This is a genomic window from Agathobacter sp. (assembly GCF_977054825.1).
Map to the genome: position 1 here is coordinate 29311 of NZ_CDRTEH010000013.1, position 20566 is coordinate 49876.

At 43.3% G+C, this 20566-nt stretch carries 18 protein-coding genes and 1 pseudogene; 18 read left to right on the top strand and 1 reads right to left on the bottom strand.

Annotation, left to right across the window (positions count from 1 at the left end):
- Nucleotides 1–14 precede the first annotated feature (14 nt).
- The 16 genes and pseudogenes from ftsY to ACW6PM_RS10330 all read left to right on the top strand — a co-directional run bounded on the left by ftsY (nt 15) and on the right by ACW6PM_RS10330 (nt 13889).
- The gene (gene ftsY, locus ACW6PM_RS10255; protein ID WP_015516130.1) at nt 15–956 is read left to right on the top strand and encodes a signal recognition particle-docking protein FtsY; all 942 of its coding nucleotides are present in this window, start codon (nt 15–17) and stop codon (nt 954–956) included.
- 50 nt (nt 957–1006) lie between these two features.
- Entirely contained in the window at nt 1007–2218 is a 1212-nt protein-coding gene (gene ilvA, locus ACW6PM_RS10260) for a threonine ammonia-lyase (protein WP_321111004.1), read from the top strand.
- A gap of 88 nt (nt 2219–2306) precedes the next feature.
- Nucleotides 2307–2651, top strand: coding sequence for a YlxM family DNA-binding protein (ylxM, locus tag ACW6PM_RS10265; protein WP_012742357.1), 345 nt, complete (start codon nt 2307–2309; stop codon nt 2649–2651).
- Between the two features lies 1 nt (nt 2652).
- Nucleotides 2653–4029 (top strand): signal recognition particle protein, encoded by a 1377-nt coding sequence (ffh, locus tag ACW6PM_RS10270; protein WP_012742358.1) that lies wholly within the window; start codon nt 2653–2655, stop codon nt 4027–4029.
- Nucleotides 4030–4105: 76 nt separating this feature from the next.
- On the top strand, nt 4106–4351 hold the full coding sequence (rpsP, locus tag ACW6PM_RS10275; protein ID WP_012742359.1) for a 30S ribosomal protein S16: 246 nt from the start codon (nt 4106–4108) through the stop codon (nt 4349–4351).
- 17 nt (nt 4352–4368) lie between these two features.
- Nucleotides 4369–4599: a KH domain-containing protein gene (locus tag ACW6PM_RS10280; protein ID WP_012742360.1), complete on the top strand. Its 231-nt coding sequence runs from the start codon at nt 4369–4371 to the stop codon at nt 4597–4599.
- Between the two features lie 164 nt (nt 4600–4763).
- The gene (gene rimM / locus ACW6PM_RS10285) at nt 4764–5270 is read left to right on the top strand and encodes a ribosome maturation factor RimM (RefSeq protein WP_055061466.1); all 507 of its coding nucleotides are present in this window, start codon (nt 4764–4766) and stop codon (nt 5268–5270) included.
- A 108-nt stretch (nt 5271–5378) separates the two neighbouring features.
- Nucleotides 5379–6083, top strand: a pseudogene (gene trmD, locus ACW6PM_RS10290) (tRNA (guanosine(37)-N1)-methyltransferase TrmD); the annotation flags it as partial.
- A 486-nt stretch (nt 6084–6569) separates the two neighbouring features.
- Nucleotides 6570–6917: a GNAT family N-acetyltransferase gene (locus ACW6PM_RS10295; protein ID WP_456057110.1), complete on the top strand. Its 348-nt coding sequence runs from the start codon at nt 6570–6572 to the stop codon at nt 6915–6917.
- A 126-nt stretch (nt 6918–7043) separates the two neighbouring features.
- Entirely contained in the window at nt 7044–7397 is a 354-nt protein-coding gene (rplS, locus tag ACW6PM_RS10300; protein ID WP_012742363.1) for a 50S ribosomal protein L19, read from the top strand.
- Nucleotides 7398–7541: 144 nt separating this feature from the next.
- Nucleotides 7542–8126 carry a signal peptidase I gene (gene lepB / locus ACW6PM_RS10305; RefSeq protein WP_308668672.1) on the top strand — a complete coding sequence of 195 codons (585 nt, stop codon included), beginning with the start codon at nt 7542–7544 and terminating at the stop codon, nt 8124–8126.
- Nucleotides 8127–8166: 40 nt separating this feature from the next.
- Complete coding sequence (ylqF, locus tag ACW6PM_RS10310; RefSeq protein WP_456057100.1) at nt 8167–9021, top strand: ribosome biogenesis GTPase YlqF; 855 nt, start codon at nt 8167–8169, stop codon at nt 9019–9021.
- A gap of 58 nt (nt 9022–9079) precedes the next feature.
- Complete coding sequence (locus tag ACW6PM_RS10315; protein WP_456057101.1) at nt 9080–9841, top strand: ribonuclease HII; 762 nt, start codon at nt 9080–9082, stop codon at nt 9839–9841.
- A gap of 102 nt (nt 9842–9943) precedes the next feature.
- Nucleotides 9944–10849: a LysR family transcriptional regulator gene (locus tag ACW6PM_RS10320; RefSeq protein WP_308650687.1), complete on the top strand. Its 906-nt coding sequence runs from the start codon at nt 9944–9946 to the stop codon at nt 10847–10849.
- Nucleotides 10850–11126: 277 nt separating this feature from the next.
- Nucleotides 11127–11360: an HPr family phosphocarrier protein gene (locus tag ACW6PM_RS10325; protein WP_308650686.1), complete on the top strand. Its 234-nt coding sequence runs from the start codon at nt 11127–11129 to the stop codon at nt 11358–11360.
- Nucleotides 11361–11510: 150 nt separating this feature from the next.
- Nucleotides 11511–13889: a helicase C-terminal domain-containing protein gene (locus tag ACW6PM_RS10330; RefSeq protein ID WP_456057102.1), complete on the top strand. Its 2379-nt coding sequence runs from the start codon at nt 11511–11513 to the stop codon at nt 13887–13889.
- On the opposite strand, the gene ACW6PM_RS10335 is transcribed toward ACW6PM_RS10330, so the two are convergent.
- Entirely contained in the window at nt 13860–14750 is an 891-nt protein-coding gene (locus ACW6PM_RS10335; RefSeq protein WP_012742370.1) for a LysR family transcriptional regulator, read from the bottom strand. The genes ACW6PM_RS10330 and ACW6PM_RS10335 overlap by 30 nt on opposite strands.
- Nucleotides 14751–15016: 266 nt before the next feature.
- On the opposite strand from ACW6PM_RS10335, the gene ACW6PM_RS10340 reads away from it, so the two are divergent.
- A complete protein-coding gene (locus tag ACW6PM_RS10340; RefSeq protein WP_456057103.1) occupies nt 15017–18820 on the top strand; it encodes a phosphoribosylformylglycinamidine synthase in 3804 nt (1267 codons plus the stop codon).
- 280 nt (nt 18821–19100) lie between these two features.
- Nucleotides 19101–20312 (top strand): nicotinate phosphoribosyltransferase, encoded by a 1212-nt coding sequence (gene pncB, locus ACW6PM_RS10345; protein ID WP_456057104.1) that lies wholly within the window; start codon nt 19101–19103, stop codon nt 20310–20312.
- Nucleotides 20313–20566: the final 254 nt, after the last annotated feature.

A 20566-nucleotide genomic window follows, 5' to 3' on the forward strand; every position in this document is an offset into this window, starting at 1 on the left:
TATGGAGAGTTAAAATGGAAGAAAAAGAAAAGAAGCCGGGCTTTTTTAAGAGGCTCGTTTCAGGACTGACAAAGACCAGAGACAATATCGTTTCAGGCATAGATTCACTTTTTAGTGGTTTTTCACATATAGATGATGATTTTTATGAGGAGCTTGAGGAGATTCTCATCATGGGAGATCTCGGAGTGAGAGCCACGGAGAATATCATAGAGGATCTGCAGAGAAAGGTGAAGGAGCAGCATATCAAGGAACCTGCAGAGTGCAAGGAGCTCTTGATTGAAAGCATCAAGGAACAGATGAAGGTGGAGGAGACTGCCTACAGATTTGAAAATGAAAAGTCTGTTGTGCTTGTAATCGGAGTCAACGGAGTAGGAAAGACTACCACTGTCGGAAAGCTTGCAGGAAAGCTCAAGGAACAGGGCAAGAAGGTGGTCATTGCAGGTGCTGATACCTTCAGGGCAGCAGCCGGTGACCAGCTGAAGGAATGGGCAAACCGTGCCGGAGTTGATATGATTGGCGGTGCAGAGGGCGCAGACCCGGGAGCTGTTGTATATGATGCAGTTGCAGCTTCAAAGGCCAGAAATGCTGATGTGCTTCTTGTCGATACAGCGGGAAGATTACACAACAAAAAGAATCTGATGAATGAGCTCGGAAAGATTAATAAAATCCTGGAGAGCGAGTATCCGGATGCATACAGAGAGACGCTCGTGGTGCTTGATGCTACTACAGGACAGAATGCACTTGTTCAGGCGAGAGAGTTTTCTGATGTGGCAAAGATTTCGGGCATCGTGCTCACCAAGATGGACGGTACGGCAAAGGGCGGTATCGCTGTAGCGATACAGTCGGAGCTTTCAGTGCCTGTCAAGTATATCGGAGTCGGTGAGACTATTGATGATCTGCAGAAATTTGATTCGGACGAGTTCGTGAATGCGTTGTTTGACACAAAAACGGAATAAAGTTATATTGTTTATAATAATCTGGTATATCAAGGAAAGGAATAACAAATATGCTGACATTAGATAAATTTGAGGAAGCAAGTGAGAAGGTCAAGGAGGTCACCCTTGAGACAAAGCTCATTTACAGTGATTTTTTAAGTGACCAGACAGGCAATAAAGTATATCTGAAGCCTGAAAATATGCAGTTTACCGGAGCTTACAAGGTCAGAGGCGCTTACTACAAGATAAGCACCCTCACAGACGAGGAGAGAGCAAAGGGCCTCATCACAGCATCCGCAGGAAACCATGCGCAGGGTGTTGCATATGCGGCAAAGTGCTATGGCTGCAAGGCTGTTATCGTGATGCCTACCACCACACCTCTTATCAAGGTAAACCGTACAAAGAGCTACGGCGCTGAGGTAGTGCTTTACGGAGATGTGTACGATGAGGCATGTGCCAAGGCATATGAGCTTGCAGAGAAAGAGGGCTACACATTCATCCATCCGTTTGATGATTTAGCTGTCGCAACAGGACAGGGAACTATCGCCATGGAGATATTCAAGGAGCTGCCTCTTGTTGAGTACATCCTTGTTCCAATCGGAGGAGGCGGACTGGCAACAGGTGTTTCTACACTTGCAAAGCTCTTAAATCCAAAGATTAAGGTTATCGGAGTGGAGCCGGCAGGCGCCAATTGTATGCAGGAGTCGTTTAAGAACGGCAAAGTGACCACTTTACCAAGTGTAAATACCATTGCAGACGGAACAGCTGTAAAGACACCGGGCTCAAATATTTTCCCATACATAAAGAAAAATCTTGATGATATCATCACAGTGGAGGATGATGAGCTTATCGTGGCTTTCCTTGATATGGTGGAGAATCACAAGATGATAGTCGAAAACTCAGGTCTTCTCACTGTAGCTGCGCTTAAGCATCTCGGGGTAAAGGACAAGAGAGTGGTTTCTATCCTAAGCGGTGGCAACATGGATGTTATCACCATGTCATCAGTTGTACAGCAGGGACTTATTTTCAGAGACAGGATTTTTACTGTTTCAGTGCTTCTGCCTGATAAGCCGGGTGAGCTTGCAAAGGTTTCACAGACTCTTGCCGATGTACAGGGAAATGTAATCAAGCTTGAGCACAACCAGTTTGTCACTACAAACAGAAGTGCAGCTGTTGAACTTAGAATCACGCTTGAGTGCTTTGGCACAGAGCACAAGGAACAGATTATGGCGGCACTCGAGAAGAAGGGCTATAAGCCAAGAATTGTACGCACTATGATATAAAAATAAAAGTATCAAGTATTTTTACTTGACACCGGGCGAACTATGTGTTATTCTACCATAGGTTCGAGGGAAAAAGAGGATACTTGATATGGAAGAAAAACTTGAACAGGCATATTTATATGATTTCTACGGTGAGCTTTTGAACGAGCATCAGCGTCAGGTATATGAGGATTTTGTCTTCAATGATTTATCCCTCGGTGAGATAGCATCCGAGGAGGGGATTTCCCGTCAGGGTGTTGCAGATCTGATTAAGAGGTGCAATAAGAAGCTGCTTGACTATGAGGCAAAGCTTCATCTCGTCGAGAAGTTTATGTCCATAAAGAGTGACATACGAAGGATTCATGAGCTGACGAATGATTTTAAGAAATCACATAATGAGCTATTAATGAATGAAATCGAAGCTATTTCGAATCAGATACTAGAGGAGCTGTAATATGGCATTTGACAGTTTATCAGAAAAACTGCAGAACGTTTTCAAGAATCTCCGCAGCAAGGGAAAGCTTACTGAGGATGATGTAAAGGCTGCTCTTAAAGAGGTTAAGATGGCACTCCTTGAGGCCGATGTTAACTTTAAGGTTGTTAAGCAGTTCACAAAGAGTGTCCAGGAGAGAGCAATCGGACAGGATGTCATGAATGGTCTCAATCCCGGTCAGATGGTCATCAAAATCGTAAACGAAGAGATGATTAAGCTTATGGGCTCTGAGACAACAGAGATTGCTTTCAGACCGGGCAAGGAGCTTACCGTTATCATGATGGTAGGTCTTCAGGGAGCCGGTAAGACAACCACCACAGCAAAAATTGCCGGTAAGCTTAAGAGCAAGGGCAAGAAATCACTGCTTGTAGCCTGTGATGTATATCGTCCGGCTGCGATTGAGCAGTTAAAGATAAACGGTGAGAAGCAGGGCGTTGAGGTTTTCTCAATGGGTGACAAAAACAAGCCTGCCGACATCGCAAAGGCTGCTGTGGAGCATGCTAAGAAAAACGATTTCAATGTTGTTATCATCGATACTGCCGGACGTCTTCATATTGATGAGGATATGATGGCAGAGCTTATTGAGATAAAAGAAGCTACTGATGTTTTTCAGACCATACTCGTGGTTGATGCCATGACAGGTCAGGATGCGGTAAATGTAGCAGGTACCTTTGATGAAAAGATAGGAATTGACGGAGTTGTCATCACAAAGCTTGATGGTGACACCAGAGGTGGAGCGGCACTTTCAATCAGAGCCGTTACAGGAAAGCCGATACTTTACGCCGGTATGGGCGAGAAGCTTTCAGACCTTGAGCAGTTCTATCCGGAGCGTATGGCTTCAAGAATCCTCGGCATGGGCGATGTGCTTTCAATGATTGAGAAGGCGCAGGAGAACATTGATGAGGAACAGGCCAAGAAGCTTGAGCAGAAGATGCGCAAAAATGAGTTTGACTTTGAGATGTACCTTGATTCGATGAGTCAGATGAAGAAGATGGGCGGTCTTTCAAGTGTGATGGGCATGATGCCGGGCATGGGTATCGGTGGAGGCAAGATGCCGGATATTGATACAGATGAAGCCGAAAAGGGCATGGCCCGCACAGAGGCAATCATCTATTCCATGACACCTGAGGAAAGACGAAATCCTAAGCTTCTAAATCCAAGCCGCAAGGCCCGTATTGCAAGAGGCGCAGGCGTTGATGTATCAGAGGTCAACAGACTTGTAAAGCAGTTTGAGCAGACAAAGAAGTTCATGAAGCAGATGCCCGGTATGATGGGCGGCAAAAAGGGACGCCGTGGTGGCGGTGGTCTGGGAGGCTTATTCAAAGGACTTCCGTTTTAATATGTTTTGTTAACAAAAGTATTTATTTTACTTTTGATATATATTATTCAATAAACCTATGAGGAGGTGAAACAAAATGGCAGTAAAGATCAGATTAAGAAGAATGGGACAGAAGAAAGCTCCTTTCTATAGAATCGTAGTTGCAGACTCTAGATCACCAAGAGATGGAAGATGCATCGAGGAGATCGGAACATACGATCCAACTAAGGATCCTAGCGAGTATCATGTAAATGAGGAATTAGCTAAGAAATGGTTATCAAACGGCGCACAGCCAACTGAGACAGTAGCTAGAATCTTCAAGAGTGCTGGTATCGAGAAATAGGATAAAGAGGTGGCGTAATGAAAGAATTAGTTGAAGTAATTGCAAAATCTTTAGTTGATTATCCGGATGAGGTTAATGTAACTGAGACCGAAAACGAGAAAGCAATTGTTTTGGAATTACGTGTTGCACAGTCTGACATGGGCAAAGTGATCGGCAAGCAGGGACGTATTGCTAAGGCTATTCGTTCAGTTGTTAAGGCCGCAGCCTCTAAAGAAGACAAAAAGGTTATTGTTGAAATAGTACAGTAACATAAAGGCATCTCTTATGAGATGCCTGTTTTTTTATAATTTATAGTAACTATTCAAGGTGGAGTCAGATTACGGGAATGCGAAGCATGTAGTAATCTGATTAATCATAAATGAGGGGCAAAATACCTTCTGACCCTCATATCAGTAATATCAGGAGACAGAGAATGGAAGATTTACTACAGGTAGGTGTGATTACGAGCACACACGGCATTCGCGGTGAAGTAAAGGTGTTCCCAACCACTGACGATGCTGCTCGTTTTAAAAAGCTTAAAAATGTCATTCTGGATAATGGCAAAGAGCGCAGGGATTTGGAAATAACTTCTGTCAAATTTTTCAAGAATCAGGTTATCTTGAAATTTAAGGGCATAGATGACATAAATGATGTAGAAAAATATAAAAAGGCACCTCTTTTTGTGACAAGGGAAAATGCGGTGCCGCTTGAGGAAAATGAGTATTTTATAGCTGATCTGATCGGACTTTCAGTCACATCAGACGAGGGAGAGGAGCTTGGAGTCATAGATGATGTGCTACAGACCGGTGCCAACGATGTGTATGTTGTTAAGAAAGCCGGTGCAAATGATCTGCTGATTCCGGCAATAAAGGATTGTATACTGGACGTTGATGTGGAAAATGGCATGATGAAGGTGCATCTGCTTGCAGGATTGAGATAGTTATATCCCAAACCGCAAAAACCGTAAAATGAGATATAAAATATAGCAAAATCATACATTTAAAATCGTAAAACTGTAAAACAGGATGATAACAGGAGATATAGGAAAATGAGATTTCATGTGCTGACCTTATTCCCGCAGATGATAGAACAGGGACTGTCAGAGAGTATCACAGGCAGGGCTTTAAAACAGAATATTATATCACTCAATACGGTAAATATCAGGGATTTTGCGCACAATAAGCACAATAAGGTTGATGATTACACTTATGGTGGCGGCGCGGGCATGCTTATGCAGGCAGAGCCTGTGTATCAGGCTGTGAGCAGTGTGGTGAGTCAGATTAATAAATGTAATAAAAACACTGCAGAAGAAATAAAAAATCACAATGCGCGTCTAATTTACGTTACGCCACAGGGCCGCGTGTTCAACCAGCATATGGCAGCGGAATTTGCAAAGTGTGATGACCTCATTTTTCTATGTGGACACTATGAAGGCATTGACGAGCGAGTGCTGGAGGAGACGGTAACAGATTATGTCTCTATCGGTGACTATGTTCTAACAGGCGGAGAGCTGCCGTCGATGGTAATGATAGATGCGATTTCACGTCTGGTTCCGGGGGTGTTGCACAATGATATTTCGGCAGAGACAGAGTCGTTTCATGGCAATCTGCTCGAATACCCTCAGTACTCACGTCCTATTGAGTGGCATGACAAAAAGGTGCCTGAGGTGCTCATGTCAGGCAATCAGAAAAAGATTGATGCATGGCGCCTTGAAAAATCTATTGAGCGCACAAAAAAACGCAGACCGGATTTGTATGCCGAGTTTAAAAGACTTGACAACTGCAGAGAGTTTCTTATGAAAAATAAGCTGCTTCATATTGATATGATAGAGCTTATAAACAGGGGCTATGCCGAGATAGTTTTTGAGGCAGACGGAGAATATCTGCTTCGAGATATGGTCTCAAAGGTGTGCTTTCACACAAGGCCGGATGAGGGTGAGTCGAAGCTTGTGGATTTGGCAGTTGAAGGCACCACGGGGCTGGTCGATAAACATAGCAGTCAACATATTCCGGCAACCATTACAGAGCAGATTACGAACGGCATAGTACTTCACCAGCAAAGATATGTTGGGCTTTTTGAGGAAAATGGCTTTAAGGAGACTGTAGAGTGCAGACAGGCGGTGTATACAAACAAAGAAAAGCTCTCAGTAAGCGGACTATACAGACCGGATGGAAAGCCAATGCCAAATGGCTTAATTATAAGAAAGCTGGATGCGCTCGATATACAGGAGGCTGCGCCAATGTATCCGGGCTTTGATGATCCTGACTATATCATAAAAAGGATAGAGGCAGGGGCTGTCTACGGGGCTTTTTTGAGTGATAATAGTGCTGATAATACCATTAATACCCTCGCAGGAATTATCGGAATCCATGAGGAGGGCAGCATAGGCATGCTCTATGTAAAGCCGCAATACAGGCATCAAAAGCTTGCCAAAGCACTTGAAACATATGTCTTCAACAGGGCACTGGAAAATGGATGGATACCATATGGCCAGATAATTGTAGGCAATGAGCCGTCTATGAGGCTGCAGGAGAGCATGGGCATGCATTTTTCAAAATCATCCGTATACTGGATGACTAAAAAATAATCAAAAAATACTTGCAAATCCCATGAATCTGTGGTAAAGTACCAATGTTGTGAATAAAAGAGATGGTCCTCTGTTGTGAAAATAGTAGTAGCATTAAGAACGTCAAAATAATTAGGAGGTCACAAAATGAACGCAAGTGAAATTATTAAGAGCATCGAGAACGAGCAGTTAAAGGCTGAGGTACCTGAGTTTTCTGTAGGAGATACTGTAAAGGTATACGGAAAAATCAAAGAGGGTAACCGTGAGCGTATCCAGGTATTCGAGGGAACAGTTATCAAAAAGCAGAACGGATCAAACCGTACAACATTCACAGTTAGAAAGCTTTCTAACGGTGTAGGTGTTGAGAAGACATGGCCACTCCACTCACCAAACGTAGAGAAGGTTGAGATTGTACGTAAAGGTAAAGTACGTCGTGCTAAGCTTTACTACTTAAGAGACCGTATCGGAAAAGCTGCTAAGGTTAAAGAGCTTGTAAAATAATATTTTTACGCGAAAGAGACCATTTTCTGCGAGCAATCGTATGAGGATGGTCTTTTTAGTTTGCAGAGTTACAGCTTGCAACAAACATGAAAACAATATATAATTAAGATTACGCAATAAATATCAGTTAGCAAGAGGTGTAAAATGTCCAGAAGACGAGCAGGACTTAGCTTTAGAAGGCAAAGAAGAAAATTTAATCTGCCATTGTTCAAGGAAATTGTATCGTGGGTAGTGGAGCTGATTGTAGTGATAGGTCTGGCATATGTGCTGGTATCATTTTTCGGTATACGTACAAATGTGGTAGGTCAGGCTATGGAGCAGACACTGGAGAATGATGATAATATTCTTGTGAACAGGTTTGCATATATCATGTCAAAGCCAAAGGCAGGAGATGTGATAGTATTTCTGCCAAACGGAAATAATAAGTCGCATTATTATGTCAGGAGAGTGGTGGCAGTGCCGGGAGATACTGTTCAGATAAAGGACGGCGCACTGTATGTGAATGATGAGCTGTACAAGGAATCGACGGATGTTGCATCAATGGAGGATGCAGGTCTTGCCTCAGATCCTATAGAGCTTGAAAAGGACGAGTATTTCGTGCTTGGAGACAATCGAAACAACAGTGAGGACAGCCGCTATGCCAATATTGGCAATGTAAAGAGAGACTATATCATTGGCAAGGCATGGTTTAGATTTTCGGGCTTTGGAAGCTTTGGAACCATCAAGTAGCAGATAGTGATAACATACATAGATAAAGGACAGGTGAATTATGAATTTTCAGTGGTACCCTGGGCATATGACCAAGGCAAAGCGTCAGATGCAGGAGGACATTAAACTAATAGATCTGGTTATAGAGCTAGTGGATGCAAGAATTCCGCTATCCAGCCGTAATCCGGATATCGATGAGCTTGGAAAAAATAAATACAGGCTCATTCTGATGAACAAGGCGGATCTCGCCGACAAGGAGCGCACCAAAGAGTGGAGTGCCTTTTTTAAGAAAAAGGGCTTTTTTGTAGTCAGTCTTGATGCAAGAAGCAAGTCCGGCATGAAGAGCATCACAGATATCGTGATGGAGGCCTGCAAGGAAAAGATTGAAAGAGACAGAAAGCGTGGCATCAAAAACAGACCGGTAAGAGCTATGGTGGTTGGTATTCCAAACGTTGGAAAGTCCACATTTATCAACTCATACGCCGGAAAAGCCTGCGCCAAGACCGGAAACAAGCCGGGTGTGACAAAGGGCAAGCAGTGGATCAGGCTCAATAAAAGTGTTGAGCTCCTCGATACACCGGGCATACTGTGGCCAAAATTTGAGGATCAGTCAGTGGGACTTAGGCTTGCGCTTATCGGCTCGATAAAGGATGAGATCTTAAATGTTGATGAGCTTGCCGTGGAGCTTGTAAAGTTCCTAAAAGCAGAGTATCCGGGGCTTTTGGCACAAAGATACGAGGTGAGCGAGGAAAATGATATCATAGAGCTTATAAGTGCTGTTGCTGTCAACAGAAAATGCCTTTCAAAGGGAGGAGAGCCTGATTACAGCAAGGCGGCTGCACTCATCATAGATGATTTCAGAAGCGGTAAGCTTGGCAATATCACTCTGGAGAGACCGGAGAATGAATTAGAATAATAGTTACGAATAAAAGTTACGAAGAATAGTTGCAAAGAATAGACGATAGGAAAAGGATATGTCAGCAGAAAAAATAGGCGAGATTAAGGAACAACTGAAAAACACCACGGATTCACAGCTTGGACACTTCATCGAGGTATATGGCTCAGATGACAGGGGCGGAGTGATTAAGCTTGTAGACAGCGCAAAAAAGCGTCTGGATAAGTACGAGAAGGAGCTTATCCGAACAGAGGGTCTCAAGAAATATGAGCGCGAGTACGCATCATATGCCCATATCTGCGGTATAGATGAGGTGGGACGAGGGCCGCTTGCAGGTCCGGTGGTCGCATGCGCGGTGATTCTGCCAAAGGACTGTGATATCTTATATATAAATGATTCCAAGAAGCTTACGGCTGCAAAGCGTGATGAGCTTTACGATATTATAATGGAAAAGGCGGTTTCTGTTGGAATAGGCATGGCATCGCACGAGCGGATAGATGAGATAAATATACTGCAGGCTACATATGAGGCGATGAGACAGGCAATCGGAAAGCTTGATCCGGCACCGGATTTGACACTCAACGATGCAGTTACAATCCCCGGAGTGGATATAAAGCAAATCCCAATCATAAAGGGAGATGCAAAAAGCATATCAATAGGGGCAGCAAGTATTGTTGCCAAGGTCACCAGGGATAGGATGATGGTTGAGTATGATAACATATATCCCGGCTATGGATTTGCATCAAACAAGGGCTATGGCTCTAAAGAGCATATCAAGGCGCTAAAGGAGATAGGGCCATCACCGATACACAGGGCGTCGTTTATACACAATTTTATTTAATATATTACAATTGTGCGGTTTTGCGAATGTGTGTGGGATGGTTTAGAAAAGTTCCACATTCTGCTAAGATCCGGCAGTTCATGATTCATATTAGGAGAGAAAATGACACTTCAACAACTCAGACAGGTACTTACAATTGCAGAATCCAATTCCATGAACGAGGCGGCAAAGAAGCTTTTTGTTTCACAGCCCAATCTGTCAGCCACCGTACGAGAGGTGGAGGAGGAGCTTGGAATCACGGTGTTCATGAGAAATAACCGTGGAATCACAGTCACCGCGGAGGGCGAGGAGTTTTTGGGATACGCCAAGCAGGTCGTGGAGCAGTATCATCTGCTCGAGAACCGGTATCTGAATGTGGAGTCCAAAAAGAAATTCTCGGTTTCCATGCAGCACTATTCATTTGCAGTAAAGGCCTTTGTACAGCTTGCTAAAGAGGTGGGCATGGACGAGTACGAGTTTGCTGTCCACGAGACAAAGACGAAAGAGGTAATAGACAACGTAAAGAACTTAAAGAGTGAGCTTGGAGTGCTTTATTTAAGTGATTTTAACGAAAAGGTTTTAAGAAAGCTTTTTAAGGAATGCGATATCGAGTTTAAGGAGCTTTTCACATGTAATACGTATGTGTATCTCTGGAAAAAGCATCCGCTTGCCGGTCAAAAAGAGATTACACTTGACGATTTGCAGGAGTATCCGTGTCTGACCTTTGAACAGGGCGTGAACAATTCCTTTTATTATGCTGAGGAGATGATGAGCACATATGAGTACAAGCGTGTCATAAAGGCTGATGACAGAGCCACAATGCTTAATCTCATGGTGGGTCTCAACGGATTTACACTGTGCTCCGGCATTATATCGGAGGATTTGAATGGTGATGACTATGCGGCTGTTCCACTGAGGGAGAGTGAAAAAATGCATATTGGCTATATCAAGCATAAGGGCACGAAGCTCAGCAAGCTCGGTGAAATATATATAGATGCACTAAAGAATTATGAGAATAAAGTCTTGTAAATGAAAAATTGTAAAAAGTGAAATTAAAATAATTAAATATCACACCATTTTTTATAAGTTTTTCACAGTCATATTGTTTTTTTGAAAAAACATGCATGAAAATATAGTGAAAAAACGGTTACGCAAAAGTTATTTATTAAAAAAAATGCCATGAAATGACGGAAAATGACGGATTATGATTTTTTGACATATGAATATCAGATGTTATAATAGGCGCAACAATTAATTAGCATGTGCGAAAGCACTGGTTTTTTAGATTATAAAGGTGGTGTTGACTATGTACAGCAAGGAAACAGTAATCAGACTTAACACATTGGATGATGTTCAGGAATTTGTTGGAGCTGCTTCTAAGTGCGATTTTGACATTGATCTCAAATATAGACAGATTCTTATTGATGCGAAATCACTTCTTGGAGTGATCGGAATTGGTACAAACAATGACTTTAAGGTCTGCTATATGGGCGATGACCAGGCATTTGATAATGTGGTTGATAAATTCACTGTAGCGTAATACAATTGAATAGGATTCTTTGGGAGAGCTTCCTTTTGGAACTCTCCCTTTTTCTTTTGGTCAGGATATATTAAAATGACAGTGTAGACTGAAGCTATTGTAGGAATACATAAACCGGCAGCATAATCCGGAAGATGTAGGAGTGAGTACATGATGGAAAATGAGATTAATAATAGTCACAAGAAGAAAACACAATTACATATTTCGGTCAGAAACCTGGTGGAGTTTATCTTCAGGGAGGGCGATATAGACAACCGGTCATCCAGGGCAATGAGCGCGGATGCCATGATGGAGGGCACGCGCATTCACAGGAAAATCCAGGGAAGCATGGGCAAGGAGTATCAGGCTGAGGTGCCGCTTTCACATGTTGTTGAGGGTGATTTGTATGAGCTGACTGTTGAGGGCAGGGCAGATGGTATCTTTACGGAGGATGGCAGGTGCTTTGTCGATGAGATTAAGGGAATGTACAGAAGGGTTGAGCTGTTTGAAAAGCCGGTTTTTGTGCATCGTGCACAGGCTATGTGCTATGCATATATTTTTGCTCTGCAAAATAATATGGAAATGATTGGCATACAGATGACCTACTGTAATCTGGAGACGGAGCAGACTAAGTATTTTCGTGAGGAATTTTCATTTGAAGAGATAAAAAAATGGTTTGATGACCTGATGGAAGAGTACGGTAAATGGGCAACCTTTCAGTGCGAAATGAAAAATCAAAGGCAGGCTTCAATCAAAGAACTGGGGTTCCCGTTTGAGTACAGGCCGGGACAGAAAAAGCTTGTATCTGATGTCTACAGGACAATCATGAGACAGAAGCTTCTTTTTATGCAGGCTCCGACAGGAGTAGGAAAGACTATCTCTACGATTTTCCCGGCAGTAAAGGCGGTTGGTGAGGATTTAGCAGACAGAATTTTTTACCTGACAGCGAAGACGATTACCGCAACAGTCGCAAAGGAAACGTTTGCGCTGCTTGAAAAAAACGGTTACAGGGCAAGAACTATTCAGATTACGGCAAAGGAGAAGCTGTGCCTGTGTGATGAGATGGAGTGCAATCCGGTGAACTGTCCGTATGCAAAGGGGCATTTTGACAGAGTAAATGATGCGGTTTTTGACCTGCTTTGCAGGTGTGATATGATTGAGCGCGATGATATTTTGTCTCAGGCGGATAGGTATACCGTTTGTCCATTTGAGCTTTGCCTTGATACGGCGAGCTGGTGTGATAATATCATCTGCGATTACAACTATGTGTTTGACCCGAATGTTTATCTTAAGAGATTCTTTCAGGAGGGGATAAAGGGAGACTATATTTTTCTCATTGATGAGGCACACAATATGGTCGAAAGAAGCAGACAGATGTACAGCGCACAGATATATAAGGAGGATTTCCTTACTGTGAAGCGCATCATGAAGGAGCACAGCCGCTCTATTGAGAAAGCGCTTGAAAAGTGCAATAAGATACTGCTTGGGATGAAGCGCGAGTGTGAGAATTATACGGTATATGATACGCTTGGCAATATGGTATTTTCCTTTATGAGGCTTATGACACTTCTGGATGAGTTTTTGCAGAAGGCTAATGAGTTTCCGGGGAAAAAGGATGTCATGGATTTTTATTTTGAGCTTCGCAATTTCCTAAACATTTATGATCTGGTGGACGAGCACTACGTGATGTATTCAGAGCTTGAGGCTGATGGCAGATTTATGCTGAAGCTTTTTTGTGTGGATCCGTCGCTTAATATACAAAAGAGGCTGGATAAGGGAAAGTCGGCTGTGTTTTTTTCGGCAACACTTCTGCCTGTAAACTATTACAAGAGCCTGTTAAGCACAAAAAAGGACAACTATGCCATATATGCTGACAGCACGTTTGACAGTAAAAAGAGGCTGCTTGCGATGGCAACCGATGTGAGCACGAGGTACACGAGGCGCTCAAGGAGTGAGTATGAGCGGATTGCAGGGTATATTAATGCTGTTGTAATGCAAAAGATAGGAAACTATATGGTTTTCTTTCCGTCATATAAGATGATGAATGATGTGGCAGATATTTACTGCGAAAAATATGCAGACGAAGCTGAGCTTATGCTGCAGAAAAATAATATGTCAGAGGCTGAGCGGGAGGAATTTCTGGACAGATTTAGTGAGGAATCTGACAAAGCACTTGTGGCCTTTGGCATCATGGGAGGCATATTCGGTGAGGGCATTGATTTGAAAAATGACAGGCTGATAGGTGCGATTGTAGTCGGAACAGGGCTTCCGCAGATTAGCAATGAGAGGACTATATTGAAGGATTATTACGATGCCGAAAATGGCAGTGGCTTTGACTATGCCTTCAGGTATCCGGGCATAAATAAAGTCCTCCAGGCGGCCGGAAGAGTAATCCGAACGACGGAGGACACAGGTGTCATTTTGCTATTGGATGAGAGATTCTGGCAGAGAGACTATGATCTGCTCTATCCACGCGAGTGGAGTGACAGAAAGCCATGTAATATAGCAAATGTCGGAAAACTAGTTGCCGACTTCTGGGAGCAGATTTAAAAACTCCTCAGTGGATGCTGACACGGGCATTGTAGTGTTTACGGACACAACAATCTGGCGTGGCGGCATCTTTTCTTTTGTTTTCAGCACGAAGAGCTCCTTATTTTCATGGTTGATGCAGTAGTCTGGCACAAATGCGATACCCAGTCCGATTTTGGCAAGGTCTATGAGCAGATCGTTACTGCTTAGCTCAATCTCAGGAATCAGGTCAAGCTGGTGCTGTAAAAACAGATTGTGCAGGAATTCGCTTGTGGTACTGTTTCGGTCGAGCATCATGATAGGGTACTTATTGAGCTCAGAGAAAGCTATCTCCTGCTTGCGCAGCTTGAAATAATTAGGATTTGCCACAAAAACATCGGAAAAGTTGCATATGGTTTTCTGTCTGTATGAGTGATTGAGGTGCGAGTTTGGAAAATTCGTGACAATCAGGTCAACCTTCCTTTGCTCCAAAAGCTCCACACACTGGATGGAGGTGGCATTTGTGACCTTGATAGGCACATTTGGGAACCTCTGATGGAACTGCTTTAGGTAAGGAACCAGCAGATAACGGCATATGGTATCGCTTGCGCCGATGTGAAGCTGGCCAAGTCCAAGTGTGCCTGAGTCTAAAAGCTGGCTTTCACCGCGGGCAATGAGATTCATGGCAGGCTCGATGTGCTTTAAAAGCAGTGCACCGGCTGCGGTCAGCTGTACTTTTTTAGTGCTTCTGATGAAAAGAGTCTGTCCAAGCTTCTTTTCGAGAGTCTTAATAGACTGGCTTACCGCAGACTGTGAAATAAACAGCTTTTTGCTGGCCTCAGAGAAGCTTAGGGATGTTGCCACGTAGTAAAAGACCTTGTAAAGCTCATAATTTATATCCATTTCGTTATCCTCCGTATAAATATGATTATTTGCATCTGTTTTTATCATTGCTGTTTAAGCTATGGTGTGAATAGCAATATATTTTCTGACTACTATTATATAAGAAAACTATAATTAACGCAACTTATAAAACAAATTAAATATATTAATTATACTTATCATAACTAAAGTGTTATACTACAACCATAGTTTAAAAGTCCGATTGTGCAAAAAGCCGGACAGTAACGAATAATGGGTTACATACTCTCGAATTGAAAGGAGAACATATGAGTAACGTACGTCGTGTATATGTAGAGAAAAAACCTGACTTTGCGGTAAAGGCAAAGGAATTAAAGCATGAAATCAAGCATTATCTGGGAATCACAACTGTGGAAGCAGTTCGTGTATTAATCAGATATGATGTGGAAAATATATCAGAGGAGACATACAAGAAAGCCTTGTATACAGTTTTCTCAGAGCCGCCTGTAGATGATATCTACGAGGAGACATTTGACTATGGTGATGCAAAAGTATTTACAGTAGAGTTTTTACCGGGACAGTTCGACCAGAGAGCTGACTCTGCTGAGCAGTGTGTGAAGCTTCTCAATGAGAATGAGGAGCCGATCATCAGAAGTGCTATCACATATGTGATTGAGGGAAATATCACAGATGAGCAGTTTGAAGCTATTAAGAAGCACTGCATCAACCCTGTTGATTCGCGTGCTATCGGCATGGAAAAGCCGGATACACTTGTGCATGAGTTTGATGACCCTGCTGATGTCATCATATTTGACGGCTTCAAGGATATGGCAGAGGACAAGCTGAAGGAGCTTTACTCATCATTGAACCTTGCCATGACCTTCAAGGATTTCCTTCATATCCAGAACTATTTTAAGAACGAGGAAAAGAGAGATCCTTCAATGACAGAAATCCGTGTGCTCGATACATACTGGTCAGATCACTGCCGTCATACTACATTCTCTACAGAGCTTAAGAATGTCAAGTTTGACGATGGCTTCTACCGCACACCGATTGAAAATACCTACAAGGATTATCTCAATACATTTTCCAATATCTACAAGGACAGAAATGACAAATTTGTCTGCCTGATGGATCTTGCACTTCTTGCCATGAAGAGATTAAAGGCAGAGGGCAAGCTTGATGATCAGGAGGAGTCTGATGAGATCAACGCATGCTCTATCGTGGTACCTGTTGAGGTGGATGGAAAGACAGAGGAGTGGCTTGTAAACTTCAAGAACGAGACACACAACCATCCTACAGAGATCGAGCCTTTCGGTGGCGCTGCCACATGTCTTGGCGGAGCAATCCGTGATCCTCTTTCAGGACGTACATATGTATATCAGGCAATGCGTGTAACAGGTGCAGCAGATCCTACAGTACCGGTTTCACAGACAATTGAAGGAAAGCTTCCACAGAAGAAGCTTGTCAGAGAGGCAGCTCACGGCTACAGCTCATACGGAAACCAGATCGGACTTGCAACAGGCTATGTCAAGGAGGTTTACCATCCAAATTACGTAGCAAAGCGTATGGAGATCGGTGCGGTTATGGGGGCGGCTCCAAGACGTGCTGTCCAGAGACTTACATCTGATCCGGGAGATAAGATCATTCTTCTCGGAGGACGCACGGGACGTGACGGAATCGGTGGTGCTACAGGTTCATCAAAGGCACACAATACAAAGTCCACGTCAGTCTGCGGAGCTGAGGTACAAAAGGGTAATGCACCTACAGAGAGAAAGCTCCAGAGACTTTTCAGAAGAGAAGAGGTCAGCCATATCATCAAGAAATGTAACGATTTCGGTGCCGGCGGAGTTTCGGTTGCTATCGGTGAGCTTGCTGACGGACTTCGCATAGAGCTCGACAAGGTGCCAAAGAAATACGCAGGTCTTGACGGAACAGAGATTGCTATCTCAGAGTCACAGGAGCGTATGGCAGTTGTAGTTGCACCTTCTGATGTTGAGCAGTTCCTTGCATATGCAAAGGAGGAAAATCTCGAGGCAACAGAGGTTGCTGTAGTTACAGAGGATCCAAGACTTGTGCTTGAGTGGAGAGGAAAAGAGGTAGTAAATATCTCTCGTGCATTCCTTGATACAAACGGAGCTCACCAGGAGACAGATGTTGAGGTTGAGATGCCTTGTGAGAGTGACAACTATCTGGACAAAATCAGCACACCTGCTGTCGCAAAGATGGTTGAGGCAGGAGATATGAAGGGAGCCTGGGAGGCAGAGCTTGAAGACCTTAACGTATGCTCACAGAAGGGTCTTGTTGAGATGTTCGACGGCTCTATCGGAGCAGGCAGTGTATATATGCCATATGGTGGACGTTACCAGCTCACAGAGACACAGTCCATGGTTGCAAAGCTTCCTGTATTAAAGGGCAAATGCGATACAGTCACAATGATGGCTTACGGCTTCGACCCATATCTTTCATCATGGAGCCCATACCACGGATCTATATATGCAGTGCTTGAGTCTATCTCAAGAATCGTTGCAGCAGGCGGAGATTACAGCAAAATCCGTATGACATATCAGGAGTACTTCCGCAGAATGAACGAGGATCCAAAGCGTTGGAGCCAGCCGTTTGCAGCACTCCTTGGAGCATATGATGCACAGATTGGCTTTGGACTTCCTTCAATCGGTGGAAAGGATTCTATGTCAGGTACCTTCAATGATATTGATGTACCGCCAACACTCGTATCATTTGCAGTGGATGTGGCAAAGGAAAAGGATATTATCACACCTGAGCTCAAGAAAGAAGGCAACCAGCTTGTTCTCTTTACAATAGACAAGGATGAGTTTGATCTTCCAAAATACGATCAGGTCATGACACTTTATACAGCAGTCAGAAATCTTATCCAGGCTGGCGCAATTGTTTCAGCATATGCACTTGACGGAAAAGGACTCGCAGCAGCCGTATCCAAGATGGCATTTGGTAACAAGCTTGGTGTAACAATCGAGGATGAGGTGACAAGCGATACACTCTTTGCACCGGGCTTTGGTAATATCGTAGCAGAGGTGCCTGTTGATGCACTTTCAAAGGTCAGAGAGGTCATTGATGCAGCAGGTATTTCAGATGCAGCCTCTGTAGTCGGATATGTAAACGACAAGCAGACTATTGAGTGTGACGATATGGTGCTTCCTGTTGAGGATGCTGTCAAGGTATGGACAGCCAAGCTTGAGGGTGTTTTCCATACAAAGGCAACAGACGATACAAGCAAGGTGGATAGCGGTCTTTACGATGCAAAGAATATCTATGTATGCAAGAATAAAGTGGCTAAGCCTACAGTATTTATTCCGGTATTCCCTGGAACAAACTGTGAGTACGATAGTGCTAAGGCATTTGAAAGAGCCGGTGCTGACACAATCGTCAAGGTATTCAAAAACCTCACAGCGGAGGATATCCGTGATTCGGTTGATGAGTTTGTAAAGGCAATCGACAAATCACAGATAATCATGTTCCCTGGCGGATTCTCAGCAGGAGATGAGCCGGAGGGTTCAGCTAAGTTCTTTGCAACAGCATTCAGAAATGCAAAGATGACAGAGGCTGTTGAAAAGCTTATCAATGAGCGTGACGGACTTGCACTTGGTATCTGTAACGGTTTCCAGGCACTTATCAAGCTTGGACTTGTACCATATGGAGAGATCAGACAGCAGGATGCACAGTCACCTACACTCACATACAATACAATCAACCGCCATATCTCAAAGATGGTTTATACAAAGGTTGTTTCAAACAAGAGCCCATGGCTTGCACAGGCTAAGCTTGGTCAGACCTACTGCAACCCTGCATCACACGGCGAGGGACGTTTCGTAGCACCAAAGGAGTGGCTTGATAAGCTCTTTGCAAACGGACAGGTTGCCACACAGTATGTTGATCTGGACGGAAATGTATCAATGGATGAGGAGTGGAATGTAAACGGCTCATACATGTCTATTGAGGGTATCACATCTCCTGACGGAAGAATCCTCGGCAAGATGGCTCATTCAGAGCGCCGCGGCGAGTCTGTAGCAATCAATATCTACGGCGAGCAGGATATGAAGATATTCGAGAGCGGAGTGAAGTACTTTAAATAATTCATAACTGAATAATTATAATAATTCATATATTGATTAGATTATTATTTTTATAATATAATCAATTAAGCCCCCATGGAGGTCACGGATAGTGGCTTTCATTGGGGCTTTTATTTTGGGGTTAGCGCTTTCTGACGAATTATGAGGTACTGCATATTTCTGTGTTGAATGGTTAAAATTAAACAACCTTGTTTACTTGATATTTGATAGTCACAGTGGTAAAATCAAGACTAAAATTACCGGTAGTAAACGGTTTGGAAGAAAAGAGGAAGTAAAACAAATGAGATTGCCACAAATAATAAACAGCCTCCTTGAGACTGACATGTATAAATTCAGCATGGGACAGACGATTTTTCATCAGTTCACAAGCTACAAAACAACATGGACCTTCAAGTGCCGAAATAAAGACGTGCATTTTACAGGTGAGATGGTCGAGGAGATAAAGGAACAGGTGAAGGCCTTCTGTCAGCTTCGTTTTACTGAGGAGGAGCTTGAATATCTTGATAACATCACCTGGATAAAGGGCACATATGTTGATTTTTTAAGACTCTGGCAGCCGAGATATGAGGAGTTTACTATCACAACAGATGCACCGTGCGGACTGGCAATAGATGCAGCAGGCACGTGGCTCAACACTTCGATGTACGAGATTCCGGTGCTTGCTATTGTAAATGAAGTGTACTTCCGCATGGCATATGATTATGATGTGCTTCTTAAGCAGTTTAAGCGCAGGCTTGATGAGAAGGTGCGTTTACTCGAGGAGGATACCTACAGACTTAGCGATTTCAGTGAATTTGGACTAAGACGCCGTCTGTCTGCCGAAGCACAGGAGATGGCTATAAAGGCACTCGCAGAGGTTGAGTTGCCGGAGGATTCACATTTTATTGGTACATCAAACGTATATCTGGCAAAGAAATTCAATTTAAAGCCGGTAGGAACCATGGCGCATGAGTGGATTATGTGTACCGGACAGGGCAATCATAAGCATAATCCGGCATATTCAAACTGGTACGCACTCGATGCATGGGTCAAGGAGTATGGTATATTAAACGGTATTGCACTGACCGATACCATAACAACAGACTGCTTTCTGCGTGATTTTCAGCTTACTTATGCGACGCTTTTCTCGGGAGTGCGCCATGACAGCGGAGATCCGTATGAGTGGGGAGACAAGATGATAGCCCACTACAACAGTCTGGGAATCGATCCAAGGACAAAGACACTTTTATTCAGCGACAGCCTCGACTTTGAGCGTGCGACGGCATTGTATGATTATTTCAAGGATAAGGCAAAGGTTGCATTCGGTATCGGAACCTTTATCAGCAACGATACTGATGAGGATGCGCTCAATATAGTTATGAAGACCACCAAGTGCAACGGCATGGATGTGGCAAAGATTTCCGACGTGGCAGGCAAGGGCATGTGCAAGAATCCGGATTATGTTGATTACCTGAACAGGTGTATTGATTACAGAATGAAGAATGATAAATGATAAATGACGGCATGAGGGGCAAAGATATTTTGCCCCTTTAATCATGCGATTGAATTGTGAGAAATGTGTAAACAATACAAAAAGTATGTAAAATATCAGACAATTTAAAATAAAAGTAAAAATTATCAAAAAATATATTGACAAATGGGTAAAATTGGTGTAATCTTAAATCAACAAAAAGAGATACGAAAGGAACAAAAAATAAAACATAGGAGGTACAGTCCAATGGGGATTACATAATTTAAGTCAAAGTA

Bases quoted from the DNA above. Each gene is read 5' to 3' on its own strand.
- ftsY (WP_015516130.1), top strand. From the start codon at position 15: ATGGAAGAAAAAGAAAAGAAGCCGGGCTTTTTTAAGAGGCTCGTTTCA.
- ilvA (WP_321111004.1), top strand. From the start codon at position 1,007: ATGCTGACATTAGATAAATTTGAGGAAGCAAGTGAGAAGGTCAAGGAG.
- ylxM (WP_012742357.1), top strand. From the start codon at position 2,307: ATGGAAGAAAAACTTGAACAGGCATATTTATATGATTTCTACGGTGAG.
- ffh (WP_012742358.1), top strand. From the start codon at position 2,653: ATGGCATTTGACAGTTTATCAGAAAAACTGCAGAACGTTTTCAAGAAT.
- rpsP (WP_012742359.1), top strand. From the start codon at position 4,106: ATGGCAGTAAAGATCAGATTAAGAAGAATGGGACAGAAGAAAGCTCCT.
- ACW6PM_RS10280 (WP_012742360.1), top strand. From the start codon at position 4,369: ATGAAAGAATTAGTTGAAGTAATTGCAAAATCTTTAGTTGATTATCCG.
- rimM (WP_055061466.1), top strand. From the start codon at position 4,764: ATGGAAGATTTACTACAGGTAGGTGTGATTACGAGCACACACGGCATT.
- ACW6PM_RS10295 (WP_456057110.1), top strand. From the start codon at position 6,570: ATGTATCCGGGCTTTGATGATCCTGACTATATCATAAAAAGGATAGAG.
- rplS (WP_012742363.1), top strand. From the start codon at position 7,044: ATGAACGCAAGTGAAATTATTAAGAGCATCGAGAACGAGCAGTTAAAG.
- lepB (WP_308668672.1), top strand. From the start codon at position 7,542: ATGTCCAGAAGACGAGCAGGACTTAGCTTTAGAAGGCAAAGAAGAAAA.
- ylqF (WP_456057100.1), top strand. From the start codon at position 8,167: ATGAATTTTCAGTGGTACCCTGGGCATATGACCAAGGCAAAGCGTCAG.
- ACW6PM_RS10315 (WP_456057101.1), top strand. From the start codon at position 9,080: ATGTCAGCAGAAAAAATAGGCGAGATTAAGGAACAACTGAAAAACACC.
- ACW6PM_RS10320 (WP_308650687.1), top strand. From the start codon at position 9,944: ATGACACTTCAACAACTCAGACAGGTACTTACAATTGCAGAATCCAAT.
- ACW6PM_RS10325 (WP_308650686.1), top strand. From the start codon at position 11,127: ATGTACAGCAAGGAAACAGTAATCAGACTTAACACATTGGATGATGTT.
- ACW6PM_RS10330 (WP_456057102.1), top strand. From the start codon at position 11,511: ATGATGGAAAATGAGATTAATAATAGTCACAAGAAGAAAACACAATTA.
- ACW6PM_RS10335 (WP_012742370.1), bottom strand. From the start codon at position 14,750: ATGGATATAAATTATGAGCTTTACAAGGTCTTTTACTACGTGGCAACA.
- ACW6PM_RS10340 (WP_456057103.1), top strand. From the start codon at position 15,017: ATGAGTAACGTACGTCGTGTATATGTAGAGAAAAAACCTGACTTTGCG.
- pncB (WP_456057104.1), top strand. From the start codon at position 19,101: ATGAGATTGCCACAAATAATAAACAGCCTCCTTGAGACTGACATGTAT.